The 17,791-nt window shown below is 69.9% G+C and carries 17 protein-coding genes and 1 pseudogene; 2 read left to right on the top strand and 16 right to left on the bottom strand.

Annotated elements, in window-relative coordinates; genetic code table 11:
• Positions 1–5: 5 nt before the first annotated feature.
• From ABZ642_RS42150 to ABZ642_RS42120, 7 genes are all read right to left on the bottom strand, one after another.
• Positions 6–524, bottom strand: a complete 519-nt coding sequence (locus ABZ642_RS42150; protein WP_360495596.1) for a hypothetical protein — start codon at positions 522–524, stop codon at positions 6–8.
• Between the two features lie 150 nt (positions 525–674).
• Positions 675–1,292 carry a hypothetical protein gene (locus ABZ642_RS42145; RefSeq protein WP_360495594.1) on the bottom strand — a complete coding sequence of 206 codons (618 nt, stop codon included), beginning with the start codon at positions 1,290–1,292 and terminating at the stop codon, positions 675–677.
• 387 nt (positions 1,293–1,679) lie between these two features.
• A complete protein-coding gene (locus tag ABZ642_RS42140; protein WP_360495591.1) occupies positions 1,680–2,597 on the bottom strand; it encodes a hypothetical protein in 918 nt (305 codons plus the stop codon).
• A 146-nt stretch (positions 2,598–2,743) separates the two neighbouring features.
• Complete coding sequence (locus ABZ642_RS42135) at positions 2,744–4,213, bottom strand: UvrD-helicase domain-containing protein (protein WP_360495588.1); 1,470 nt, start codon at positions 4,211–4,213, stop codon at positions 2,744–2,746.
• Positions 4,210–4,662 carry a hypothetical protein gene (locus tag ABZ642_RS42130; RefSeq protein ID WP_360495585.1) on the bottom strand — a complete coding sequence of 151 codons (453 nt, stop codon included), beginning with the start codon at positions 4,660–4,662 and terminating at the stop codon, positions 4,210–4,212. The genes ABZ642_RS42135 and ABZ642_RS42130 overlap by 4 nt, the downstream gene beginning before the upstream one ends.
• Before the next feature lie 23 nt (positions 4,663–4,685).
• Positions 4,686–5,555 carry a DUF6083 domain-containing protein gene (locus ABZ642_RS42125; protein ID WP_360495582.1) on the bottom strand — a complete coding sequence of 290 codons (870 nt, stop codon included), beginning with the start codon at positions 5,553–5,555 and terminating at the stop codon, positions 4,686–4,688.
• Between the two features lie 176 nt (positions 5,556–5,731).
• Positions 5,732–5,995: a helix-turn-helix transcriptional regulator gene (locus tag ABZ642_RS42120; RefSeq protein WP_360495579.1), complete on the bottom strand. Its 264-nt coding sequence runs from the start codon at positions 5,993–5,995 to the stop codon at positions 5,732–5,734.
• 178 nt (positions 5,996–6,173) lie between these two features.
• On the opposite strand from ABZ642_RS42120, the gene ABZ642_RS42115 reads away from it, so the two are divergent.
• Together ABZ642_RS42115 and ABZ642_RS42110 are read left to right on the top strand one after the other, a co-directional pair.
• On the top strand, positions 6,174–7,220 hold the full coding sequence (locus tag ABZ642_RS42115) for a hypothetical protein (protein WP_360495576.1): 1,047 nt from the start codon (positions 6,174–6,176) through the stop codon (positions 7,218–7,220).
• A gap of 171 nt (positions 7,221–7,391) precedes the next feature.
• The gene (locus ABZ642_RS42110; protein ID WP_360495573.1) at positions 7,392–8,018 is read left to right on the top strand and encodes a BlaI/MecI/CopY family transcriptional regulator; all 627 of its coding nucleotides are present in this window, start codon (positions 7,392–7,394) and stop codon (positions 8,016–8,018) included.
• 93 nt (positions 8,019–8,111) lie between these two features.
• On the opposite strand, the gene ABZ642_RS42105 is transcribed toward ABZ642_RS42110, so the two are convergent.
• From ABZ642_RS42105 to casA, 9 genes and pseudogenes are all read right to left on the bottom strand, one after another.
• Entirely contained in the window at positions 8,112–9,419 is a 1,308-nt protein-coding gene (locus tag ABZ642_RS42105; protein WP_360495648.1) for a zinc-ribbon domain-containing protein, read from the bottom strand.
• 24 nt (positions 9,420–9,443) lie between these two features.
• Positions 9,444–9,671: pseudogene (locus ABZ642_RS42100) on the bottom strand (zinc-ribbon domain-containing protein); the annotation flags it as partial.
• Between the two features lie 777 nt (positions 9,672–10,448).
• Positions 10,449–11,228 (bottom strand): ATP-binding protein, encoded by a 780-nt coding sequence (locus ABZ642_RS42095; protein ID WP_360495570.1) that lies wholly within the window; start codon positions 11,226–11,228, stop codon positions 10,449–10,451.
• Positions 11,212–12,855, bottom strand: a complete 1,644-nt coding sequence (locus ABZ642_RS42090; RefSeq protein ID WP_360495567.1) for a Mu transposase C-terminal domain-containing protein — start codon at positions 12,853–12,855, stop codon at positions 11,212–11,214. Before ABZ642_RS42090 ends, ABZ642_RS42095 begins: the two co-directional genes overlap by 17 nt.
• A gap of 44 nt (positions 12,856–12,899) precedes the next feature.
• A complete protein-coding gene (gene cas6e, locus ABZ642_RS42085) occupies positions 12,900–13,571 on the bottom strand; it encodes a type I-E CRISPR-associated protein Cas6/Cse3/CasE (protein WP_360495564.1) in 672 nt (223 codons plus the stop codon).
• Positions 13,568–14,359, bottom strand: coding sequence for a type I-E CRISPR-associated protein Cas5/CasD (cas5e, locus tag ABZ642_RS42080; RefSeq protein ID WP_360495561.1), 792 nt, complete (start codon positions 14,357–14,359; stop codon positions 13,568–13,570). The genes cas6e and cas5e overlap by 4 nt, the downstream gene beginning before the upstream one ends.
• Complete coding sequence (gene cas7e / locus ABZ642_RS42075; RefSeq protein WP_360495558.1) at positions 14,356–15,555, bottom strand: type I-E CRISPR-associated protein Cas7/Cse4/CasC; 1,200 nt, start codon at positions 15,553–15,555, stop codon at positions 14,356–14,358. The genes cas5e and cas7e overlap by 4 nt, the downstream gene beginning before the upstream one ends.
• Entirely contained in the window at positions 15,555–16,160 is a 606-nt protein-coding gene (gene casB, locus ABZ642_RS42070) for a type I-E CRISPR-associated protein Cse2/CasB (protein ID WP_360495555.1), read from the bottom strand. The genes cas7e and casB overlap by 1 nt, the downstream gene beginning before the upstream one ends.
• The gene (gene casA / locus ABZ642_RS42065; RefSeq protein ID WP_360495552.1) at positions 16,147–17,721 is read right to left on the bottom strand and encodes a type I-E CRISPR-associated protein Cse1/CasA; all 1,575 of its coding nucleotides are present in this window, start codon (positions 17,719–17,721) and stop codon (positions 16,147–16,149) included. Before casA ends, casB begins: the two co-directional genes overlap by 14 nt.
• Positions 17,722–17,791: the final 70 nt, after the last annotated feature.

The raw sequence follows: 17,791 nt of genomic DNA, 5'->3' as shown, positions 1-17,791 counted from the left end.
AAAATCTACATGCCGGCCTGCGACTTGAACCGCCATACGGCGTGCTCCAGGCCGCCGGGTTCGTGCCCGAGAACAGCGGCGCTCTCTTCGTACGCAGCCTGCAATTCCTCGTACCCAAGGCCTACGACACCAGCATCCATGGCGAAGGCACGCAAGTGGACATCCACGGCTACCTGCGACCGGCCGACAAGATTGCCGATGTAATCGACGGTCTTCGGGCCCACGCCCTTCACGGTGCGCAGGGCGGCACGATTGTCCGGGAGAGCGAGCCATTCATGGAGATCGTCCCGGGTATCGACGCCCCGGGCCACCAGCAGCGTGGTGACGGCGTGAGCCGTCGCAACCCTGCCCGGGGCGTTGAAGTCCATGGCGACGGCGAGGTCTTCCGTGGTGATCCGTGCCTTAAAGCCGCGGACCGTGACAGCGTCAGGCCACGCCGACTGAAGCCGGAGAAGCCTCGGCCGGATGGTCGATCGGTAGCGGCGCCGGGCATGGAAGCTGGCGTCGCAGATGACGGCGCCCATGTGCGTCCAGCCCCGGGGCGGGGGAAACGGACCATCACCAAGGACAGATTGAACATGGGCCGCGAGCAGCTGCGCGGGGCTCCGAGAGGGCATGAGCCAATGATCGCGCTCCAGCCGGACGCACGTACAGAGAGCATCACGCGTGCAGCCTCAACTGCCGACGATGCGGCCTGTCTGCGCCCACCGGCCGTCCTGCGTGACCCCGAAGCTGAGCCGCCACGGCCTGTGCCCCTCGGCCTCGCAGTCGGCCCACAACCGGATCGTCGCGTCCTGGTACTGCCGCCGCCAGCGTTCCTCACCGTCAGCGCCTTCATACCAGGCCGGCTTCACGGAGGGGTCAAGAGCCAGCCTGGTGCGATCACCTGCCTCCAGCGGGAACGGTGCGACGCTCCGACCGAGTTGGTCGGCACCGTCGATGCCGGGCCGGAACCGGTAGGGGCCCCAGACGATCCCCGCGATCGCCTCCGGCGTCGGACCACCAGCAAGGCTGCGCACCCGGGAACGGTCGAAGTCGTCACGAACGGTCAGTCGCACGCTGAGACGGCCCAGTTGAGCCAGACCGTCGAAGCGGACGTAGAGCAGCCCGTCCGACCGCTCCAGCTTCAGCCGGAGCTGCGGAGTCAGCGCGTCGTGCCAACGGTCCCGCTCGATCCGAGCAACCGACGCAGCAGTCTCGTTAGCCTCACATGAGGCCTTCCAAGCGCCGAACGCCGCGAGTCCGCTGAACGCAGCCGAAAGAGCCGCGATGGAAGTGTCTCCAATGCCCATGCGGGACTCTAGCCCAAACGCAGCAGCCTGCCATCACACGCCCCACCACCCCCACAGAAGACCCCCTGCTGACCGGCCGTCTGCTGCTGCACCGCGTACTTCTTCCCGCGGTCCCGCCCCCACCGCGATCGCCCGGCCATCCCGCTCGCTCCCAAGCCCCCGACACGCTCGCACTTCCGGACGGTGACGATAACCGGTCTTGAGGCGGGCCGCGTCAGGCGTTTGACACGGGCCGTCCTGATCAGCCTGCTGGTCGTCAACCTCATCGCCGCGCCGCTGAACGAATCGGAAGCGGTGTTCACCAACCTGTTCAGGCAACAGGTCGACATCGGGCGCCGGCGCCGACGAGCAGCACGCGAGAGCGCCAGCCCACGACACCTCAGGCTCTCAGGCGTCGATGCGTACCCAGGTACGGCCGGCTCGGAGCCATAGGGTTCCGTCGCGGCCCTGGCCGCACTTCATGACCACCCGCCCGGGCACCCGCACCCGCTCGTGACAGACGGCGACGCACACGTCGCCGACCAGCTCCGCGCGGGTCACGGTGGTGCTGCGCTTGTAGTGGTCGCGGCTGGTCAGAACCACCCGCGTGCCACGCACTGCGAACCCGTCCGGGGCCTTTACCGGGCTGCGATAGCTCGTGACTTCGCCGGTGGAGGGTGTGATCCGGGTGAGGAAGGTTCCTTTGGGGCTATACCAGACCAGCCACACCGACTCTCCTTCCGTGGCGGCCGTGCAACCCTCCAGTGGCCAGTCGGGAAGTCTCCCCTCCGGTGCCCACGTCGCGACACCCCGGGTGTTCCAACCCGCCAGGCCGGCCCCGGACTCCGGGTGGTTGCCGTAGATACCCTCGTCACCGTAGGCGGTCCAGATGTCCCCGCTGCGGTCGGTGACCAGGGCCGGGATGTCGTCACCGATACAGAAGGCACCCTCCGGCCGGCCCTCGGGGGAGTACACAACAGCGTTCTTCCACCAGGCTCCATCCGTGTCCCGGTGGGTACGGCCCGATGCCAGCAGGAACCGGGAGCCTGGGAGCAGGGCCAGGTGGCTGGGCCGTATGTCGATCCCTTCGACCGGGATACGCCGCTGCTCCTGCCCGGACGCGATGACCAACTCCCCGTCGAACGGCGTCTCGGCACGCCATCCAACCCACCCGCGGGGATACTTGTCGCGGCTCAGGTACCGGCGCTGGACCAACATCACGGCGAGTTCGCCGTCCGGTCCCACGGTCCACCACAGCGCACGCCACCCCGCCTGGACGTCCTCGAGGGACAGCCGCCACGCGACGGGCAGCTCATCGATCGTCATGGGGATTCACCTTCGGGACTCCGGGGCCTACGCCGCCCGAAGATCGCCACGTTACAGGTCGGGGCGCTCCCTATTCCCGCTGGGGAAGCGAAGACCGGCCCTTCGCGCCGCCCCATGCGATGACCAGCGTCCGCTCGTCAGGGCACTCAGACGGAGGGGGTGCCATCGGGATGATCGTAGATCCAGGACAGGCCGCCCAGATCGAGGCGGTGACGGGTACGGGTGACCGCTACGTAGGCCAGGCGCGCTTCGGCGTCGTCGACGGGGTCCGGCGGCCTCGTGGCGTTTGCCTGTTCGTTGGTCCTGCTGTCGTTGGGCCGGGCGAAGTCGTCTGCAATGAGCACGCGGGGCCATTCGCGTCCCTTCGCCTTGTGGGCGGTGGAGACGGTGACCTGGGCGTGCGGTTCGGGTGCGAGGCTGGCGACGGCAGTGAGGATGGCGTCGGGACCGTGGGTGTCGATGAGGTTGACCAGGGGCTGCAGGTCGCGTCCGGCCGGGTCGTGGGCGGCGTAGTCCTGCAGGTCGCCCCAGGAAGGGAAGAGGATCAGCTCGGGATGGTGCGTAGAGCGGCCTTCTTTCAGGTCGCGGGCCGCGAGGGCCAGAGCCTGCAAGCCGTCGCCTCCCCCGGCAAGCGCGACTCGGTATCCAGCTGCCATGAGGGTCATGACCTGGACCATGGCGCCGACGTTGGTGCGGCACAGCACGGCGTCCGGCTGGGTGACGGGGCCGAGTTCGGTGCGCAGGGCGGGGGCGCCGGTGAGGCGGATGGGGGCGTCGGCAAGGTGGAGCCAGCGGTTGGCCTCGTGGGCGAGGTCGGGGCCGAAGCGGAAGGACCGCGACAGGGTCAGGTGGGTGCCGTCGAAGCCGGTCATGATGTCTTTGGCGCCGCGCCACTGGTAGATGGCCTGGGCTGAGTCGCCGACCAGGACCAGCTGGGCGTGGTCGCGCTGGCTGAGGAAGATCTGTTCGACGACGGGATTGGTGTCCTGGGCCTCGTCCAAGAGTAGGAAGTCGGTGTCGATGCGGGGGCGGGTGAGGGCCCAGATTTTCAGGTAGTGGTCGTGGTCGAAGCGGACAGCGCCGTCGTCGGGGTGCTGGAGGTCGGCCCAGGCTTTGCGGGCGAAGGGCACGATGTGGGCAGCGAGTTCGGCGTGCAGGTCGGGGTCGTCCAGGCCGCGCAGTGGGGGCACGTGGTGGGGAGTGATGGTCTCGTCGGCGGTGTGGCAGAAGCGGGTGACCGTGCGCAGGGTGGCGTTGGACAGGGCGCGTTGGGAGACCTCGCGGTCGCCGATGCGCAGGTGCTTGGTGATGCCGAGGGCCTGGCCGGTCTGCCAGGCCGGGCGGCGGGGTGCGTTCAGGCGGCGGGTGTAGCGGTGCCCGACGGCCGCGTAGGCGAGTGCGTGTGCGGTCTTGCACTGGACGGTGCTGGGGAAGCGGGTGCGGGCGTCCTGGGCGATGGCCCGGTTGTAGGCGAGGTAGCGGCCACGGCGTGTGGTGGCGTGGGCGAGGAGGGCGAGGGTGGTGGTCTTGCCGGTGCCGGCGCCGGCCTGCAGGGCGAGGTGGTCGCCGGCGTGGAAGGCGTCGGCGGCCGCCGTCTGTTCGTCTGTGGGGTTCATGGCCTGGGGCTTTCAGGGAGTTGGGCGAGTGCGTGGCCGACGGCGGCGATCAGGTGTGCGGGGCTGGTGTGGGCGAGGAGTTGGCGGACGGCGCGGTCGAGGCGGTCGGCCTCCTGGGCGGTGTGCTCGGCGAGGGCGCGGTGGATGGCTCCGCGTACGTAGCGTTCGGGGGTCTGGCCCGCGTGGCGGGCGCTCCGTTCCAGGGCGGTGTAGGCGGCCGGCGGGAAGGCGACGTTGAGCAGGACGTGTCCGTACGCGTCCGGGTAGTGGGTCGTGATCACGTCGATGGGCAGCCGGCCGGCGAGCTGCTGGCGAAGGCGGTGTGCGGCTCGTTCGGGGGTTTTGCCGCCTGCCACGGCCATGAGGCGGCTGGTGTCGTGGTTGGCTGCGAGCGGCCAGTCTTGGGCGGCGCGGCGCAGCTCGGCCGCCGTCAGGGGCCGTGTCAGCACGATTTCCAGGGCGTGGTGCACCGTCACCGGCCCCCCAGCCCGCGTGCCGGGGTGTGCGGCAGGCGGGTGCGGATGTGCGCCGCGTGCAGAAGGGGGTCGAAGACCTGCCAGCCGGCGTGAGCGAGATCGGGAGCGGTTCCAGTCGAGTGGGTGGGGCAGTGCTGGGCGCGCCAGCGCAGTTGGTCGGTGTAGGGCAGGTGGCTGAGGTCGTAGACGGCCATCGTGGTGCCGGGGAGGGCGAGTTGGCCGTGGTGGGGGCCGGTGGGGAGGAGTCTCCAGCGGCCTGCCAGGTGGCCGGGGGCGAGGAGGGGGCGGGTACAGCGGCGGCGTTGGCGGGTCTGGGCGACGCAGCGGATGTCTTCGAGGGGGCTGTGGCCGAGGTAGGGGACGAGGAGGATCCGGACGACAGGACGGATGGGCTGTCCGGCCTCGCCGATTGGCGCGGCTGCAGGGGTCTGGGGGCAGGGTTGGGGGGTGAAGGCGCCGGTGTCGATGAGGCGGCGGGAGTGCACGGCGAGGTCGCGGCGCAGCGCGGTGAGCCGGGTGCGGCCGGTGTGGGAACGCAAGGGCTGCTGGGGGCAGAGGACGGCGTGGGGGATGCGGCACCAGGCGCTGCCGTCGTCGTGGGGGTGGGCGATGCCGCCGCCGATGTGCCAGCGGCAGGACGCCGGGGTGCCGACGACCGCGACGTCCGCGGGATGCAGGGCGATGGGGCGGTCGTCGTGGCGGGGGTACCAGTCGATGCGGTTGCCGCAGTGACGGCAGCGGCCGGTCTGCCCGGCGCGGAGCAGTCGGCTGGGGCTGGCCGGGGCGATCTGCAGACCGTGGCGGCGGAGGACCCGGCGGGGGCTGCCGTCCCAGTGGCGGTCCGCGGGCAGGGGGTGGGGGCGCATGGCGGTGACCGTGCCAGGTGACGCGCCGCTGGCCGGGGGCGGCTTCCGGCGATGTCACACGATCGGCCCCACATACGGGAACAGTTGCGCGAGGCGTGGGTCTGTCGTTCGATGCCGTCTCGCCCGGGCGGGTGATTTCTTTCCGCGTCCGGTGAGCGGATGGCGGCACGGCCGGGTCAGGGCTGGGGTGTGCCCGGGATGGGGTGACCTTCACACAGCGCGGTGAGGAAGCGTTCGATGGGGACGTCGAAGGCGTGGGCCAGGGCGTGCCAGGTGGTGACGGTTCCGGTGCTGCGGCCGTGTTCGAGGTCGATGAGGGTGCGCCGGGCCAGGTTGCTGCGTTCGGCGAGTTGGTCGATGGTCCATCCGCGCTCGCCCCGCAGCCGCACGAGTTCGACGCGCAGTGCATTGAGGTCGGGATCGGGCGGGATGATCGTCACCCCACCATCCGACGGTGCAGACCTCTGCCCTGTCAGTGCAGACCTCTGCACTTTCTTCCCCGACGAAACCGGGACGGTCGCGGTGCAGGGTTCTGCACTACCGTGCGTTCGTTCCGCAGCGCCTGTTCATGTGGCGCCGCGGTTCTTCGGAACGCGCAGATGGGAGGACGGTCGGCCGATGAGGCTCGACGGTGCCGCGGTACGGCGCATCTGGACGGTGGAACTGCACCCACGGGCAGAAGGACCCAACCTCGTCTGCGCCCAGTGCACCACCCGCACGCCCGCATGCGAGGCCGCCTCCGCGCGGTCCGCCGCCCTGGCCCATCTGGCCCGCCATGCGCGCGCCGACGCGCTCCCCGGCCATCTGCGCACCTGCCAATGCCGCGACCAGGGCTGCCACTGGCACCCACGCCACCGCGGCTGCGCCGGCCCGGTCCTGCTCGCACTCACCCAAGGCCGCGGCGGGCGCGCCTGGCGGCTGGCCGACACCTGCACAGCCTGCGCGGCCGCCACGAGTCACACAGTTCTCGTCCCGGATACACAACTCATCCGCCGCCACTCCCCCGCGTCTGCCGCGCCCGCCCTCAGCGCTCACCGCGACGACACGCAAGAACGCGCCCGGGTCCGGGAGACACTCACCTATCTCGCCGCCGCTCTGCCACAGTTCGCCTCCCCCGGCGCCCGCATGCTCGCTGTGCAGTGCGCGCTGCGCACTGACAGCCTCGGCCGCGCGCGTCTGCCTGCGGGCCTGCTGCGGGGCATGCGTCTGTGCGGCCGTACCGAGCTCTGGGAGGAACTGACCCACGGTGCGTGGCTGCGATATCCCGACCTCAGGCCCGTGCTGGTGGAGGTCCACCTGCTCGATGACGCCGTCCTGGATCAGGTTCCGGGGCGACGCTCACGCTGCCGCGCTGCCCACTGGGCGCTTCGCCCCGCCCCGTTGCACCTGCCCTCGGCCTCACCGCCGGCTCTGCGGCTGATCGCTCTCATCCTCGCCGCACACATCACCGACCATTCCACGCACACCGTCGACATGGAGGTACTCACCCGTCTCAGCGGACACTCGCGACAGCAGACCGCCGAACTCCTCGATCGGCTGGTCGCCGTGCGGGCGCTGGCAGCATGGCGTCAGCGCCGGGACACCGACGAGGTGCTGTGGGAACCGCGCACACCTCAGACGGGGACCGAACCCAGGTTGCGGAACCCACGGCCAACTGCCCGTTGAAGACAATCTCCTGCTCCTCGGCCTATTCCGGAGACGAAGACGTCGCACACAGGAGAAACAAGGTTCCTCACCCGTAATATCGGTGGGGCCGTACGCATGGCGAGCGGCACATCTTCCAGGACTTGCTGGAGACATCCACGGCGTCGCCAGACAGAAACCGACGAGGCACCCATGCCCGAACCCACGACTCCCGCGACCGAGTTGACTGCCCAGTACATCAGCCAGGTGACGAGCGACCTCGAACACAACGCCAGGGAGCAGGAACGCATCAGCACCGAACTCGCAGCACTGCAGGAACAGTTGGCGACTCTGCAGCATGACCACACCGTGCTGGTCACCATGCGGCAGGCGCTCGGCGCGCCTGCCGTGGTTCCCGAGCCGGCCCGCGCCGACGCTGCCGTAGTGCCCGCGCCCAGGGAGAAGGCTCCATCGGCATCGGGGACGCGACGACCGGTGAAGAAGGCGAAGAAGGCCTCGACAGCACAGTCGCCGGACGGGAAGGTGGCGGCCGAGAAGGCGGCTCAGCCGGCTCAGCCCACGCTGATCGAGCTCGTCCACCAGCATGTGGCGGAGCAGAGCGAGCCACGTTCTGCAGTAGAGATCGCGGAGGCCGTGCGCCAGGCGCACTCTGACCGTGCCGTCGACACCAAGGTGGTACGCACCACGCTCGAAAACCTGGTGGCCAAGAGTCGCATCCATCGCAGCAAGCAAGGCTCCTCGGTGTTCTACTCCGCCGTAGCGCAGCCGGAACAGGCAGCGGCGCACGCCGACGAGGTTCAGCTCCAGGCCTCTGCGTAGCACAGGCCTGCGGCTGGTCACAGCGTGGCAAGACCCCTCTATCTTGATCACACACATCTCTGCCAGTTGGGGCTCAGGTACTCGCTCGCGCGTTCAGCGGGCACTCCGGCCCCGGCGTGACCGGGGGCAGTGCTGGCAGACCATGCCCTTGCTCCGGTTGGCCACGGAATCTTCGGCGGCATGTCCCTGCATGCACAGCCACCACACCACGCGCCCGCTATGCGGCGTCACGTGAGTGGGCAGGAGGGTGCCGTTGAGCGTCGGATGCCACTGCGCAGCAAGCTCCGGCCTTTGTGCCGCGAGCGAGGTCGTCTCGGTGGCGTAGCGGCCGGAGCAGAAGCCGCATCCGGTTCCCTTGCCGGCGCGCTGGTCGATCTTGGCGCGCCATGCGTGTCCGGCTGCGCACAGCCACCACACCTCTTTCCCGGAGCCGGCGGTGACCTGCGTCGGGGTGAGCTCGCCGTTCCGGTGCGGATGCCATTGCTCGGCGATACGGGGAAACTGCGCGACGAGGGATCTGGCTCCGTGGTCGCGAGCACGCAGCGCGTTCACGGCACGGTCTGCTTCTTCCTGGGCGACCAGCCGGCCGCCAGCGATGTACGTCGCGGCCGCCTTTCTTGCGGCGGTGGGGAGGTGGTCTTCGTCGATCATTTTCTGCAGCACCGCCGCTGCCACCTGGAAGGGCTTGGCAGCTCTCGGTGCCACGGTGTCGGTGGGGCCGGTCAGGGGCAGCGGGTGCTCGCGCACCCTGATCACCCTGTAGCCGGCGAGTTGCAGCCGCTGTGTCTTCTCCCGGTCGCGTGCGCCCGTGTTCTTGTGCCAGTAGGAGCCGTCGTACTCCACCGCGATGTCCCCGAGGATCATGTCCACCCGCAGGCGTTGCCGGTGGGGCGTGCTCAGGCGCGCGTCACGCCTGAGCGGTGCCAGGTGGCCTTCCAGCACGAGGCGGAGTTCGGCGAAAGCTCTCAGCTCCACCTCGGACACACCGATGAGGTTGCACTGGTCGCATGAGCTTCCGGCGGACCGTTTGAAGACCATGGCGCGCCATTCGTGGCCGCTGGCGCAGCGCCACCAGGCGTTGCGCCGTGCCCCGTAGGGGACTTGGTCCGGTGTCAGGTTGTCGTTGCGGGTGGGATGCCACTGCGCGGCGAGTTCCGGGTGTCTGGTCGCGAGGTCGTTGCCGTACCCGACTTTCTGGTTGGCGCAGTACGGGCATCCGGAGCGCCTGGCTGTGCGGTTCGCTACGACTGCCTCCCACTCGTGGCCGCAGGATCCCAGCCACCAGACTTTCCGGTTTGACTTGGGGGCGATCCGGTCGGGCTGCACGTCACCGTTGCGGGTGGGATGCCATTCGCCGGCCACCTCGGGGAACCGCGCTGACAGGTCGTTGCCGTATCCCACTTTGCGGTTCCCGCAGTAGGGGCATCCGCATCCACGGCTCCTGGTGTGGATCACGGCCTGCCATTCGTGGCCGCACGGGCCGAGCCACCATGCCTTTCGGCTCGAGCCTGCTGCGACCATGTCGGGTGTGAGGTCACCGTTGCGGATGGGATGCCATTCGCCGGCCACCTGCGGTGCGGCCAGGCTGAGGCTGGTCCCTCTGGTCGCTCTCACCTCGTGACCAACGACGACGGGTCGATGTGCAGGTGTCATGACCGTGGAGGTTAACTTCCGGCACTGACAGTGGCTGCGACTGCAAGCCACTGCGGACACACGACGGTTAACGGGGCCTGCCATCGCGCGTGGCGATCGCGTGCGGAAGGCGAAAGTCCATGGCTCGACCGACCTCCCGCCAGGTCGCCTCTGCCGTCCTGCGCGCATCGGCAGCCACATCGCCCCGTTCGCGTATGAGCCGTTCATAGATCGGGGCGTCACTCCGCACCGTTGCACTCACCGTAGATGCCCCTTCCTCATGACGACGCCCGCCTGGCCTCCATACCGCAGGCGGGGGCCGAGTCTACGATGCTCGTTCCGCCAGCATCGTCCCGTTCCGCCAGACGGGACACGAGCAGCACCAGCACCCCGCCACCACACCCCATTACGTTCCGCCCGTCCCCGCATGGGGGGTGGCCTGGGCCGGAGGTTCCGGAGAGGGGCCCCTGGTGGATCGAGGCTGCCCGGCAGCTCAGCCGCAACGCATGCAAGGGAGTCCCTGTCACCTCGCCCGGCGGTAACGAGATTGCCATCCTTGGCGACGGCGTCGCCCAGGGCTTTGTGCGGCTGCGTCACCGATTCATCAAGCTCGACGGTCACCCGTTGCACGCCAGCACCTGTTTGGGTGTGACGTGGTCTCGAATCGCGTTGAGATGCCGCGCATGGCAGTGGCGGCATCGCTCCGTGTTTGCCCGCCGGCGTGTGGTCGAGGTCTGGGGTGGTTGGCGGAGTCGGCCGTACCCGGCGGGGTGTCGCCGGGTACGGCCGGCGGTCGGGTCAACTGCGGATGCTGCTGTCGAGGAAGCTGAGGACCATGCGGACCGTGTCGCGGCTGAACCAGGCGGTCTCGGGGTGCTGTTCGAGGATGTCCTGGACGTGGAAGGTGACCTTGGCCCAGTTACGGAAGTTGCCGTGGCAGGCGGCGTCGTTGATCCACATCAGGTCGTCGGGGGCGACGTTCTGCCACAAGGCGTGGTAGGTCGGCATCAGGGCCAGGACTTCGTCGGGGGTGAGCGGCTGGTACTGCTGGTAGATCGGGACGCGGGAGAAGAGGCCGGAGCAGCTGCGGATGCGCTGGAGGCAGTTGTCGCCGCCGGCGAGGACGATGGTCAGCTGGGTGCGCCTGTTCTCCCAGAGAGTCTGCAGGTACTCCAGGGAGTTCCGGGTCAGTCCTTGGGCCTCGTCGCAGACCAGGACGCGGTGCTGCTCGGCGAAGGCATGCAGGAGGAGTTGGTCGAATGCGTCGCTTTTGGCGGGAGGTTCTCCGGGCAGTGCCAGTGCGCGGTAGAGGGCGGCGCGCAGGGTGCCGAGCGGGGCTCCCTTGCGGCATTCGAGCCAGAGGGTGTTGTCGGGGGCGAGGTCGCGCAGGCTGGTGTTGATGGCGAAGGTCTTGCCGAGTCCGATATCGCCGTGGACGCAGCACAGAGCGCGGGCCTTGATGACCGTGGCCAGGTGGCGTTGAGTCAGGCGTGAGGCAGTGGTGGGGACGATGCTGGCTCCGGCCAGGCCGAGGTAGTGATCGTTGGCCGGGGCGGTGGTGTCAATCGTGTGGTTCATCGGTGGGCTCCTCGGGCGGGCCAGACAGGGGTGCGGGGATCCAGGAAGCGGTGGGGTCAGGCAGCGGCGGGAGCAGGGGGGCGGTCGAGCCGGAGCGGTTTTCGGTGGGCTTTGGGGTGTTGTTCCAGGTGGCGGTGGGGTCAGGCAGCGGGATGAGGTCGGGGCGTGCTTCGCTGGTGTGTTCGTCCTGGCGGTGCTCTTTGAGGATTGCGGCCGCCTGTTCCTGGGTCATGTCGCTGCTCGGGCGGGGGGTGGTGGCGACGGTGTCGGCCTCGAAGCGTTCCTCGCGCTGGCGCACCGCCTTGTCCAGGGCGGTGCGCAGGCGGCCGGCTTCGCGGTCGGCGGCGCGCCGTACCTCACGTCGTTCTTCGGGGGTGGCTTCGTTCTGTAGGACAGCCGGGCCCAGGTAGGTGCCGTCCTTGGCGTCGAAGAGTTCGACGGTGCGTTCCTGGCGGGGCATGTAGCGCAGCACGACTGTGGTGCCACCTCGGCCCTGCATGTAGGGGGCGAGGTAGCGGCGTTTGCCCCAGTGGACGCCGTCTGAGTTGATCGTCAGGGGTCTGGGGTGGAGTTCGAGGGTGAAGATGAGGTCTTGGGGGTCGGGGTCGTAGATGGGGGTGAGGTCGTCGTGCCACACCTCGTTGGGGGTGCGGTGGTCGCGGGTGCGGATGCGGTGCTCGTAGTTCCACTCGTGGACCCATTCGAGGAGGACGCGGATGAATGCCTCGTAGGTCAGGAGGCGTTCATCGGGGTCTCTTTTGGTGCGTCGGCTGGTTCGGGGGGCGTGGACGAAGCCGGGGAGGCCGGGGAAGTGCATGGTTTTGACGGCGTGGTTGAGGGCTTCGACGGTTCCCTTGAGCTCTGGGTGCCTGGGTGGCAGGTCGACGACGCGGACTCCGAGGATCCCGAAGGCTGTTTCGACGGTGTCACTCAGGAAGTCTTTGCCCCTGTCGACGCGGACGAGGCCGGGGGTGCCTCCGAAGGGGCCGTGGGCGCCTCCTCGCATGACGGCGGAGCGGATGGCGAGGAGGATGTTCTCCCGGCTGGGTGTCTGTGCGGAGACGGACAGGCCGCAGACGGCGTCGCTGGCGCAGTCGATGAACCAGGTGATCCAGGGTTTGCAGCGGTGCCCGTTGACATTGACCCAGACGCTTGCTTCGACGTGGTCGCCTTCCCAGGCCAGGTTGCGGTGTCCGATGTCGCGGGTGAAGTGCACGTCGAACTTGCGGCGTTCGCTCTCGCCGCCGTGCAGGCCGGCGAGGAAGCCGGGAGTGTAGGCGGCGGTGACGGCGCGGTGGAAGGTGGCATAGGAGACGGGGTCGTCTCCTAGGTGGCCTCTCTTCTTCAAGTCTCGGTAGGCGACGGCGATGTTGCCGCAGAAGAGAGCGACGGCGTCGCGCATCACCTGGGTGAGGGCGAAGGAGGCGCGGCGTTGCGGGGTGTAGCGGTCGTTGTGCTGGGCGGCGTTGGCCATCCACCGGCGCACGCTGCGCGGGTGGACTCCGAAGGCTTCGGCGACGGTGTTGATGTGGTCGGTGGTGAGGCTGTTCTGCTGGACGAGGAACATGAGCCGGCTGACGGCTGCCCGGCGCAGGCTGGTGTCGCGCAGCGGCTGCTCGGTGGTCACGGGGTGTGTCCTTCCGGGAGGGATGGTTCTGCCCGCATGCGGGGTCAGGCGGGGGCGAGGCTGAGCAGGCCTGCGCCGTAGGACTGGGCGCGGCCGATGCCGCGGCAGATGCTCTGGGCGAGGAGGCGGGCGTCGGTGATGCGGGCGTGTCCGTCGAACTGGATGAGCCGGTGGTCGAGTCCGGGCCTGTGGTGGGCGTGCGGGGAGCGTTCGAAGGTGCAAGGTGTGAGGCTGATGTCGGTAAGGGCGAGGCCGGCCTGGGTGGCTCTGCGCTGCCACCACTGGGCAGCGTCGTGGCCGTGCAGGGCGGTGGGGGTGCCGCGGCGGCGCAGGAGGCGTCCGTCGGGTCGTCGGCCGCAGGGGGGACCGGGGAGGTGGCGGACGGGGGCTGCGGTGATGCGGTAGCGGACGTGCTGGCCGGTGGTGAGGGCGTGTAGGACGGGGGTGAGGTCGCGGGCTGCGACGAGGGCGCCGTAGTGGGCGGGCAGGCCGGCCAGGTTGGGTGGCTGGGTGGTCTGGACGAGCAGGGTGGGCTCGTCGTGGTCGGTGTCGAGGCGGAAGAGGAGCCCGGCGTCGCGGCGGGGGTGGGGGCTGGGGGTTCCGGGGGTCAGGCGCATGAGGGTTTTGTGGAGCTGGACGCGGTCGGCCAGGTCGCGGCGTACGGCGTGGTGGGCGGGGTTGAGGCGGATGCAGGTGAGGGTGGCGGTGGGGGTCATGGCTGCTCCGGGTGCATGTAGGCGGCGAGGGTGGTGAGGGGGTTGGGGCCGGCGTAGAGGGCGGCGGGCAGGGGGACGCGGGTGCGCCACACACTGCGCGGGTGGTAGCGGCGTTGGCCGGGGGTGAAGTCGACGGGCTGGTCGCACAGTTCGTAGTGGTCGATGGCAGTGGACAGATCCGGTGGGGGGTCTTCGTGGATGAAGTCGACGTTGACGGTGGTGGTGTGGGGCCGGGGCGGCCGGGCGAGGCTGAGCGGGGTGCGGCGCGTCAGCTCGTCCAGGGGGTCGGTGACGGCGGTGGCCAGGACGAGGGGTTCGGTGGGGACGCAGGTGCGGCGGCCGAGGTAGGGGGCGTTGGCGGGGTGGCGGAGGTGGCCGGCGATGGCCTCAAGGAGGGGGGTGGGGCCGGTGACGGCGACGGTGAAGACCGCGTCGGCGAGGTAGTGGCGGTAGGAGACGAGGGTGGACTCCGCCTCGGGGCGCTGGGGGCCGCCGCTGGTGGACAGTTGCCTGTCGCGGGGGTGGCCGCCGCCGACGGTGTGGAAGTCGGTGTAGGGGGTGCCGGGCCGGTCAATGCGGATGAGGAATCCCAGGTCCTGGTAGCGGGGCCGGCCGGGCAGGTCGGTGAAGGGGTCGAGGGCGTGGTGGGGTTCGCGTCCGGCGCAGTTGGCGAACATGCCGATCAGGGCGGAACGGGTGGGGTGGGGGACGGTGTCGCGGTCGTGGAAGGCGGCGCTGGTGCCGAAGGCCGCCAAGGGGCCCGCGAGGCGCAGCAGCAGAGCGCTCATGCGGCAGCCGTCGGTGGCTGGCCGGTCGCGTCCGCGGCCGCGTTGGCGAGGGCTGCGGCGATGAGGGCGTCGAAACTGTCGTGCCGGGTGCCGAGGTGGGCTGCGTCGCTGCTCTGGGCGGTGGCGTAGCCGTGGCCGACGAGGTCGCTGGTTCCGGTCAGCCGGTGCGTGATGCCGGCGCAGGTGTCCAGGGCGTGGTAGCTGGGGGTGAGGTAGCCGCCGCCGGGGGCGGCTTGCACGGGTTGTTCGAAGGCGTTGGCGTAGCTGACGGGGCGGCCGTCGCGGACGGCGTAGGCGACCAGGTCGGGCACGGTGTGCGGGGCGGTGGACGTCTGCTTCGCGGGGAGCACGGTCATGATGGCCGCGCGCAGGAACAGGCCGGTCAGGTGCAGGGCCTGGCTCTGGTCGCCGCCGAGTTTGCGGGTCAGGTCGGTGAGGTTGAGCGTGGTGAACCGGTAGAACACTCCGCTGGTCAGGAACGAGGTGTCCATGAAGGCGCTGCCGCGGTCGCCCGGGTCGAGCCAGTCGTCCACCGCGGTCACGAAATCCGGCTGTAGATCGCTCTTGTGCGTGGTGAGGGCGGGGGCGGTCTGCACGGCGCTGGGGACGTCGGCGTCCGTCAGGCCGGCGAGCATGCGGCCGAAGAGGTGGATGGTGGCGGTGGGCCGGCTCAGGCAGGCGGCCACCTTGTCGGTGGGCAGTAGGGCAGGCGGTTTGCCGCGGCCAGGCTTGGTGTCCCCGCCCTCGTCGGGCTCCTTGTTCTGGAGGCGGGCCAGGCCCTTCTCCAGGGCTGCGCGGTGTGCGGTGCACAGTTCGGCGAGGTCCTCGACGATGGAGTCGGCGGCGACCAGGAGCATGGCGTTGGTGCGGTGGCCGTTCTTGGGGTCGGTGTCCAGGCCCTTGGCGGTGGCGGAGCGGGCGAGCTGCCCGGCGGCGAAGTGGGCCAGGTCCTCGGGCCAGCCTGCTGCGCGCAGCGCCTCGGCGACGCGCGGGGGCAGATAGCGGGTGCGGGTGGCGGGCTCTGCGAGCGTGTCCTCGAGTGCCAGGCGCAGTGGGCGTCGTTGGGTCTGGGCGGGGACCATGATGCGCTTGGCGTTGCCGACGGTCATGGTCTTGGGCACGTTGTGCTGGTCCCGGTTCAGGCAGGACGGCGGCCGGTGCTCGAGCAGGTGGAGGTCGAGGTAGCGGGTGTGCATCACAGCTCCAGGAGGGTGTCGGGGACGGTCAGGTAGAAGGAGTGGCGCCAGCGGCCGGCGACTTCCGGCGGGTCGAAGTCCCACTGGGCGAGGTCTTCGAGCAGCACGGCGAAGTCGCATTCCAGGCCGAGGTGGAGCAGCCGCTGGACGGTGTGGGGCAGCCGGGTGTGCAGCAGGTCGGCGGAGAGCACGCCCATCACTTCCACTTCGCGCTGCCAGCCTGCGGCGGTGCGGGGGTGTTCGCGGGCGGCGTCGGCCAGGGTGCGGCCGAGGTTGGGGCGCCGCGCCCAGCTGTCCGGTGGTGACGGTTCGCCTTCCAGGGGATCGTCTGTGGCGGGGTGTGTTGGCGGGGTGGAGGGGGTTGTCTCGGTCCAGTCCGGGACGGGACGTTCCAGGGCGATCAGGGAGGCGATCGTGTAGTGGGCGCGGCGGGCACCGAAGCCCTGGCAGGGTTTGACGAGGTAGGCGTCCATGTGCGGGCACTCGATGGGGGGCTGGCCGCGGCCGTTTTCAAGGCGGCTGCGGATGCGCCGGGTGCGGCACAGGCCGCGGACGTGAGCGACGAAGGCGTCGTAGTGGCAGCGGCGTTCGTCACGGCTGGGCATGCGGTCCTCCGGTCGGGCGCAGCGTGTCGTCGGGGGATGTGCCGGCGCGTCGCAGGCTCTGCACGGCGCGGGCCAGGGCCGGTCCGGCGTTGGGCAGGCGGTTGAGGGCGTCGCGGGTGGTCTCGGACAGCGCCGTGATGGCCGCGGCGGCGAACACCCCCCAGGCGGGACGGGTGTCGTCGACGAGCTGCCAGAAGGCCTGTTCGGCGCGCGGCCAGTAGTCAGCGAGGGCCTGGCTGGCCCACATACTGGCGTCTGTTTTCCCGCCGCCCTTTCGTCGGGTGAGACCGGCGTCCTTCCAGGCCTGGTCGGCTTCCTTGCGAAGGGCTGCGCCCAGGGTCTCTGCGGCGGCGCAGCACTCGACGATGCGGGAGGCCTTGACGGGGTCGCTCTCCTGGACCAGCGGCCAGATCGGCGGGGTGAGGCTGGTGTACCAGATACGGTTGTTGACCTTGCCTTCCTGGTCGAATCCGCACACCCATACCCGCAGGCTGGCGCGGGTGCCTTCGGGAAGGCTGTTAATCGTGGTGAATGCCTCGGGCCGGCAGCCCGGCCGGTGTTCGTCACCGGCGAGTGCGAGGGCGGGCAGCGCCCGGAACGTGGCGTGGTCGGCGTTCGCGCGGCGCGGGCTGCGCCGGCGTTCGGCGGGTGCCTTGGGGTCGAGGTCGTAGACGAGGTAGGGGTCGGTGGCCTCCAGCGGGTCGTGCTGGGTGGCCCAGGTCAGGTAGGCGTCGGTGACGTGCTCGCCGCTCGCGTCGGGGACCAGGAGTGCGGCGTGCCGGGAGCGGCCGGTCAGCACTCGTCTGGGCCAGGTCACCTCGGGCGGTACCTGCAGCGGATCGATGGGGGGCTGTTCCCAGGGGCAGGCGTCGCTGCCGGGGGTCTGGTCATGGCCGCGGTAGGGCGCCTGGTGCAGTAGGAGGGTCTCGTACAGGGTGCGGCCGCGGGGGTGGAAGGAGACGGTAGAGCGCAGCGGGCCGGCTCGCAGCTGTCCGCTGCTCGCTCCTTCGACGGTGCGTACGGTGGCCCGCCCGGAGCGCCCGTAGTAGTGGTAGGCGAGCAGGTTCCACAGCGCTTCCCTAGTGGGCGCGGGCTGGGGATTGGTGTCGGTGTGAAGGGGGTTGAACCAGACCAGGTTGCGGCCGGCCGCGCGGCCGTAGATGAGGGAGTTGATCCCGCTGCGTTTCGAGCACTGGACGGCCAGAGACGCGTCCTGCCACCACGGGCGTATGGGGTGGAACAGGTCGAAGGCGTCGGGGTCGGCGTCGAAGTAGGCGTGCACCGCATCGGGATCGAAGCCGTCTTCGCGTCTGAGCAGTTCTGACCGGTGCTCCAGCCAGTCCTTGATGTACTGGTCCGGGTCGTCGAGTTCGGTGATGGGCGCGCATATGGCGGTGAGGACGCGGTAGAGGCCGGCCTGGGCGGGCGGCAGAGGCAGGGCGAGGTCGTCGACGCGGTGCGCGTTCAGCAGCAGGTCGCGTAAGCCGACGTACTCGATGTGCTTGCCGGAGCGCACCGGGATGCAGGGTCTCAGGTCGATCCGGTAACTCGGCGGTGGCATCACCAACACTCCTCTTCGCTTCCTGCCGGGCCGTACGGGGCCATGGCAAGGACGCGGCGCAAGGCGCTCG

Source organism: Streptomyces sp. NPDC007157, from assembly GCF_040634235.1.
Taxonomy (GTDB): Bacteria; Actinomycetota; Actinomycetes; order Streptomycetales; family Streptomycetaceae; genus Streptomyces.
This window is presented reverse-complemented; position numbering and strand designations above follow the sequence as displayed.

Excerpts from the sequence above, each read along its gene's own strand:
- cas5e (WP_360495561.1), bottom strand. The coding sequence starts at position 14,359 with ATGAGCGCTCTGCTGCTGCGCCTCGCGGGCCCCTTGGCGGCCTTCGGC.
- cas7e (WP_360495558.1), bottom strand. The coding sequence starts at position 15,555 with ATGCACACCCGCTACCTCGACCTCCACCTGCTCGAGCACCGGCCGCCG.
- ABZ642_RS42115 (WP_360495576.1), top strand. The coding sequence starts at position 6,174 with ATGAGGCTCGACGGTGCCGCGGTACGGCGCATCTGGACGGTGGAACTG.
- ABZ642_RS42145 (WP_360495594.1), bottom strand. The coding sequence starts at position 1,292 with ATGGGCATTGGAGACACTTCCATCGCGGCTCTTTCGGCTGCGTTCAGC.
- ABZ642_RS42150 (WP_360495596.1), bottom strand. The coding sequence starts at position 524 with ATGGGCGCCGTCATCTGCGACGCCAGCTTCCATGCCCGGCGCCGCTAC.
- ABZ642_RS42140 (WP_360495591.1), bottom strand. The coding sequence starts at position 2,597 with ATGACGATCGATGAGCTGCCCGTCGCGTGGCGGCTGTCCCTCGAGGAC.
- ABZ642_RS42095 (WP_360495570.1), bottom strand. The coding sequence starts at position 11,228 with ATGAACCACACGATTGACACCACCGCCCCGGCCAACGATCACTACCTC.
- casA (WP_360495552.1), bottom strand. The coding sequence starts at position 17,721 with ATGCCACCGCCGAGTTACCGGATCGACCTGAGACCCTGCATCCCGGTG.
- cas6e (WP_360495564.1), bottom strand. The coding sequence starts at position 13,571 with ATGACCCCCACCGCCACCCTCACCTGCATCCGCCTCAACCCCGCCCAC.
- ABZ642_RS42135 (WP_360495588.1), bottom strand. The coding sequence starts at position 4,213 with ATGAACCCCACAGACGAACAGACGGCGGCCGCCGACGCCTTCCACGCC.
- ABZ642_RS42110 (WP_360495573.1), top strand. The coding sequence starts at position 7,392 with ATGCCCGAACCCACGACTCCCGCGACCGAGTTGACTGCCCAGTACATC.
- casB (WP_360495555.1), bottom strand. The coding sequence starts at position 16,160 with ATGCCCAGCCGTGACGAACGCCGCTGCCACTACGACGCCTTCGTCGCT.
- ABZ642_RS42125 (WP_360495582.1), bottom strand. The coding sequence starts at position 5,555 with ATGCGCCCCCACCCCCTGCCCGCGGACCGCCACTGGGACGGCAGCCCC.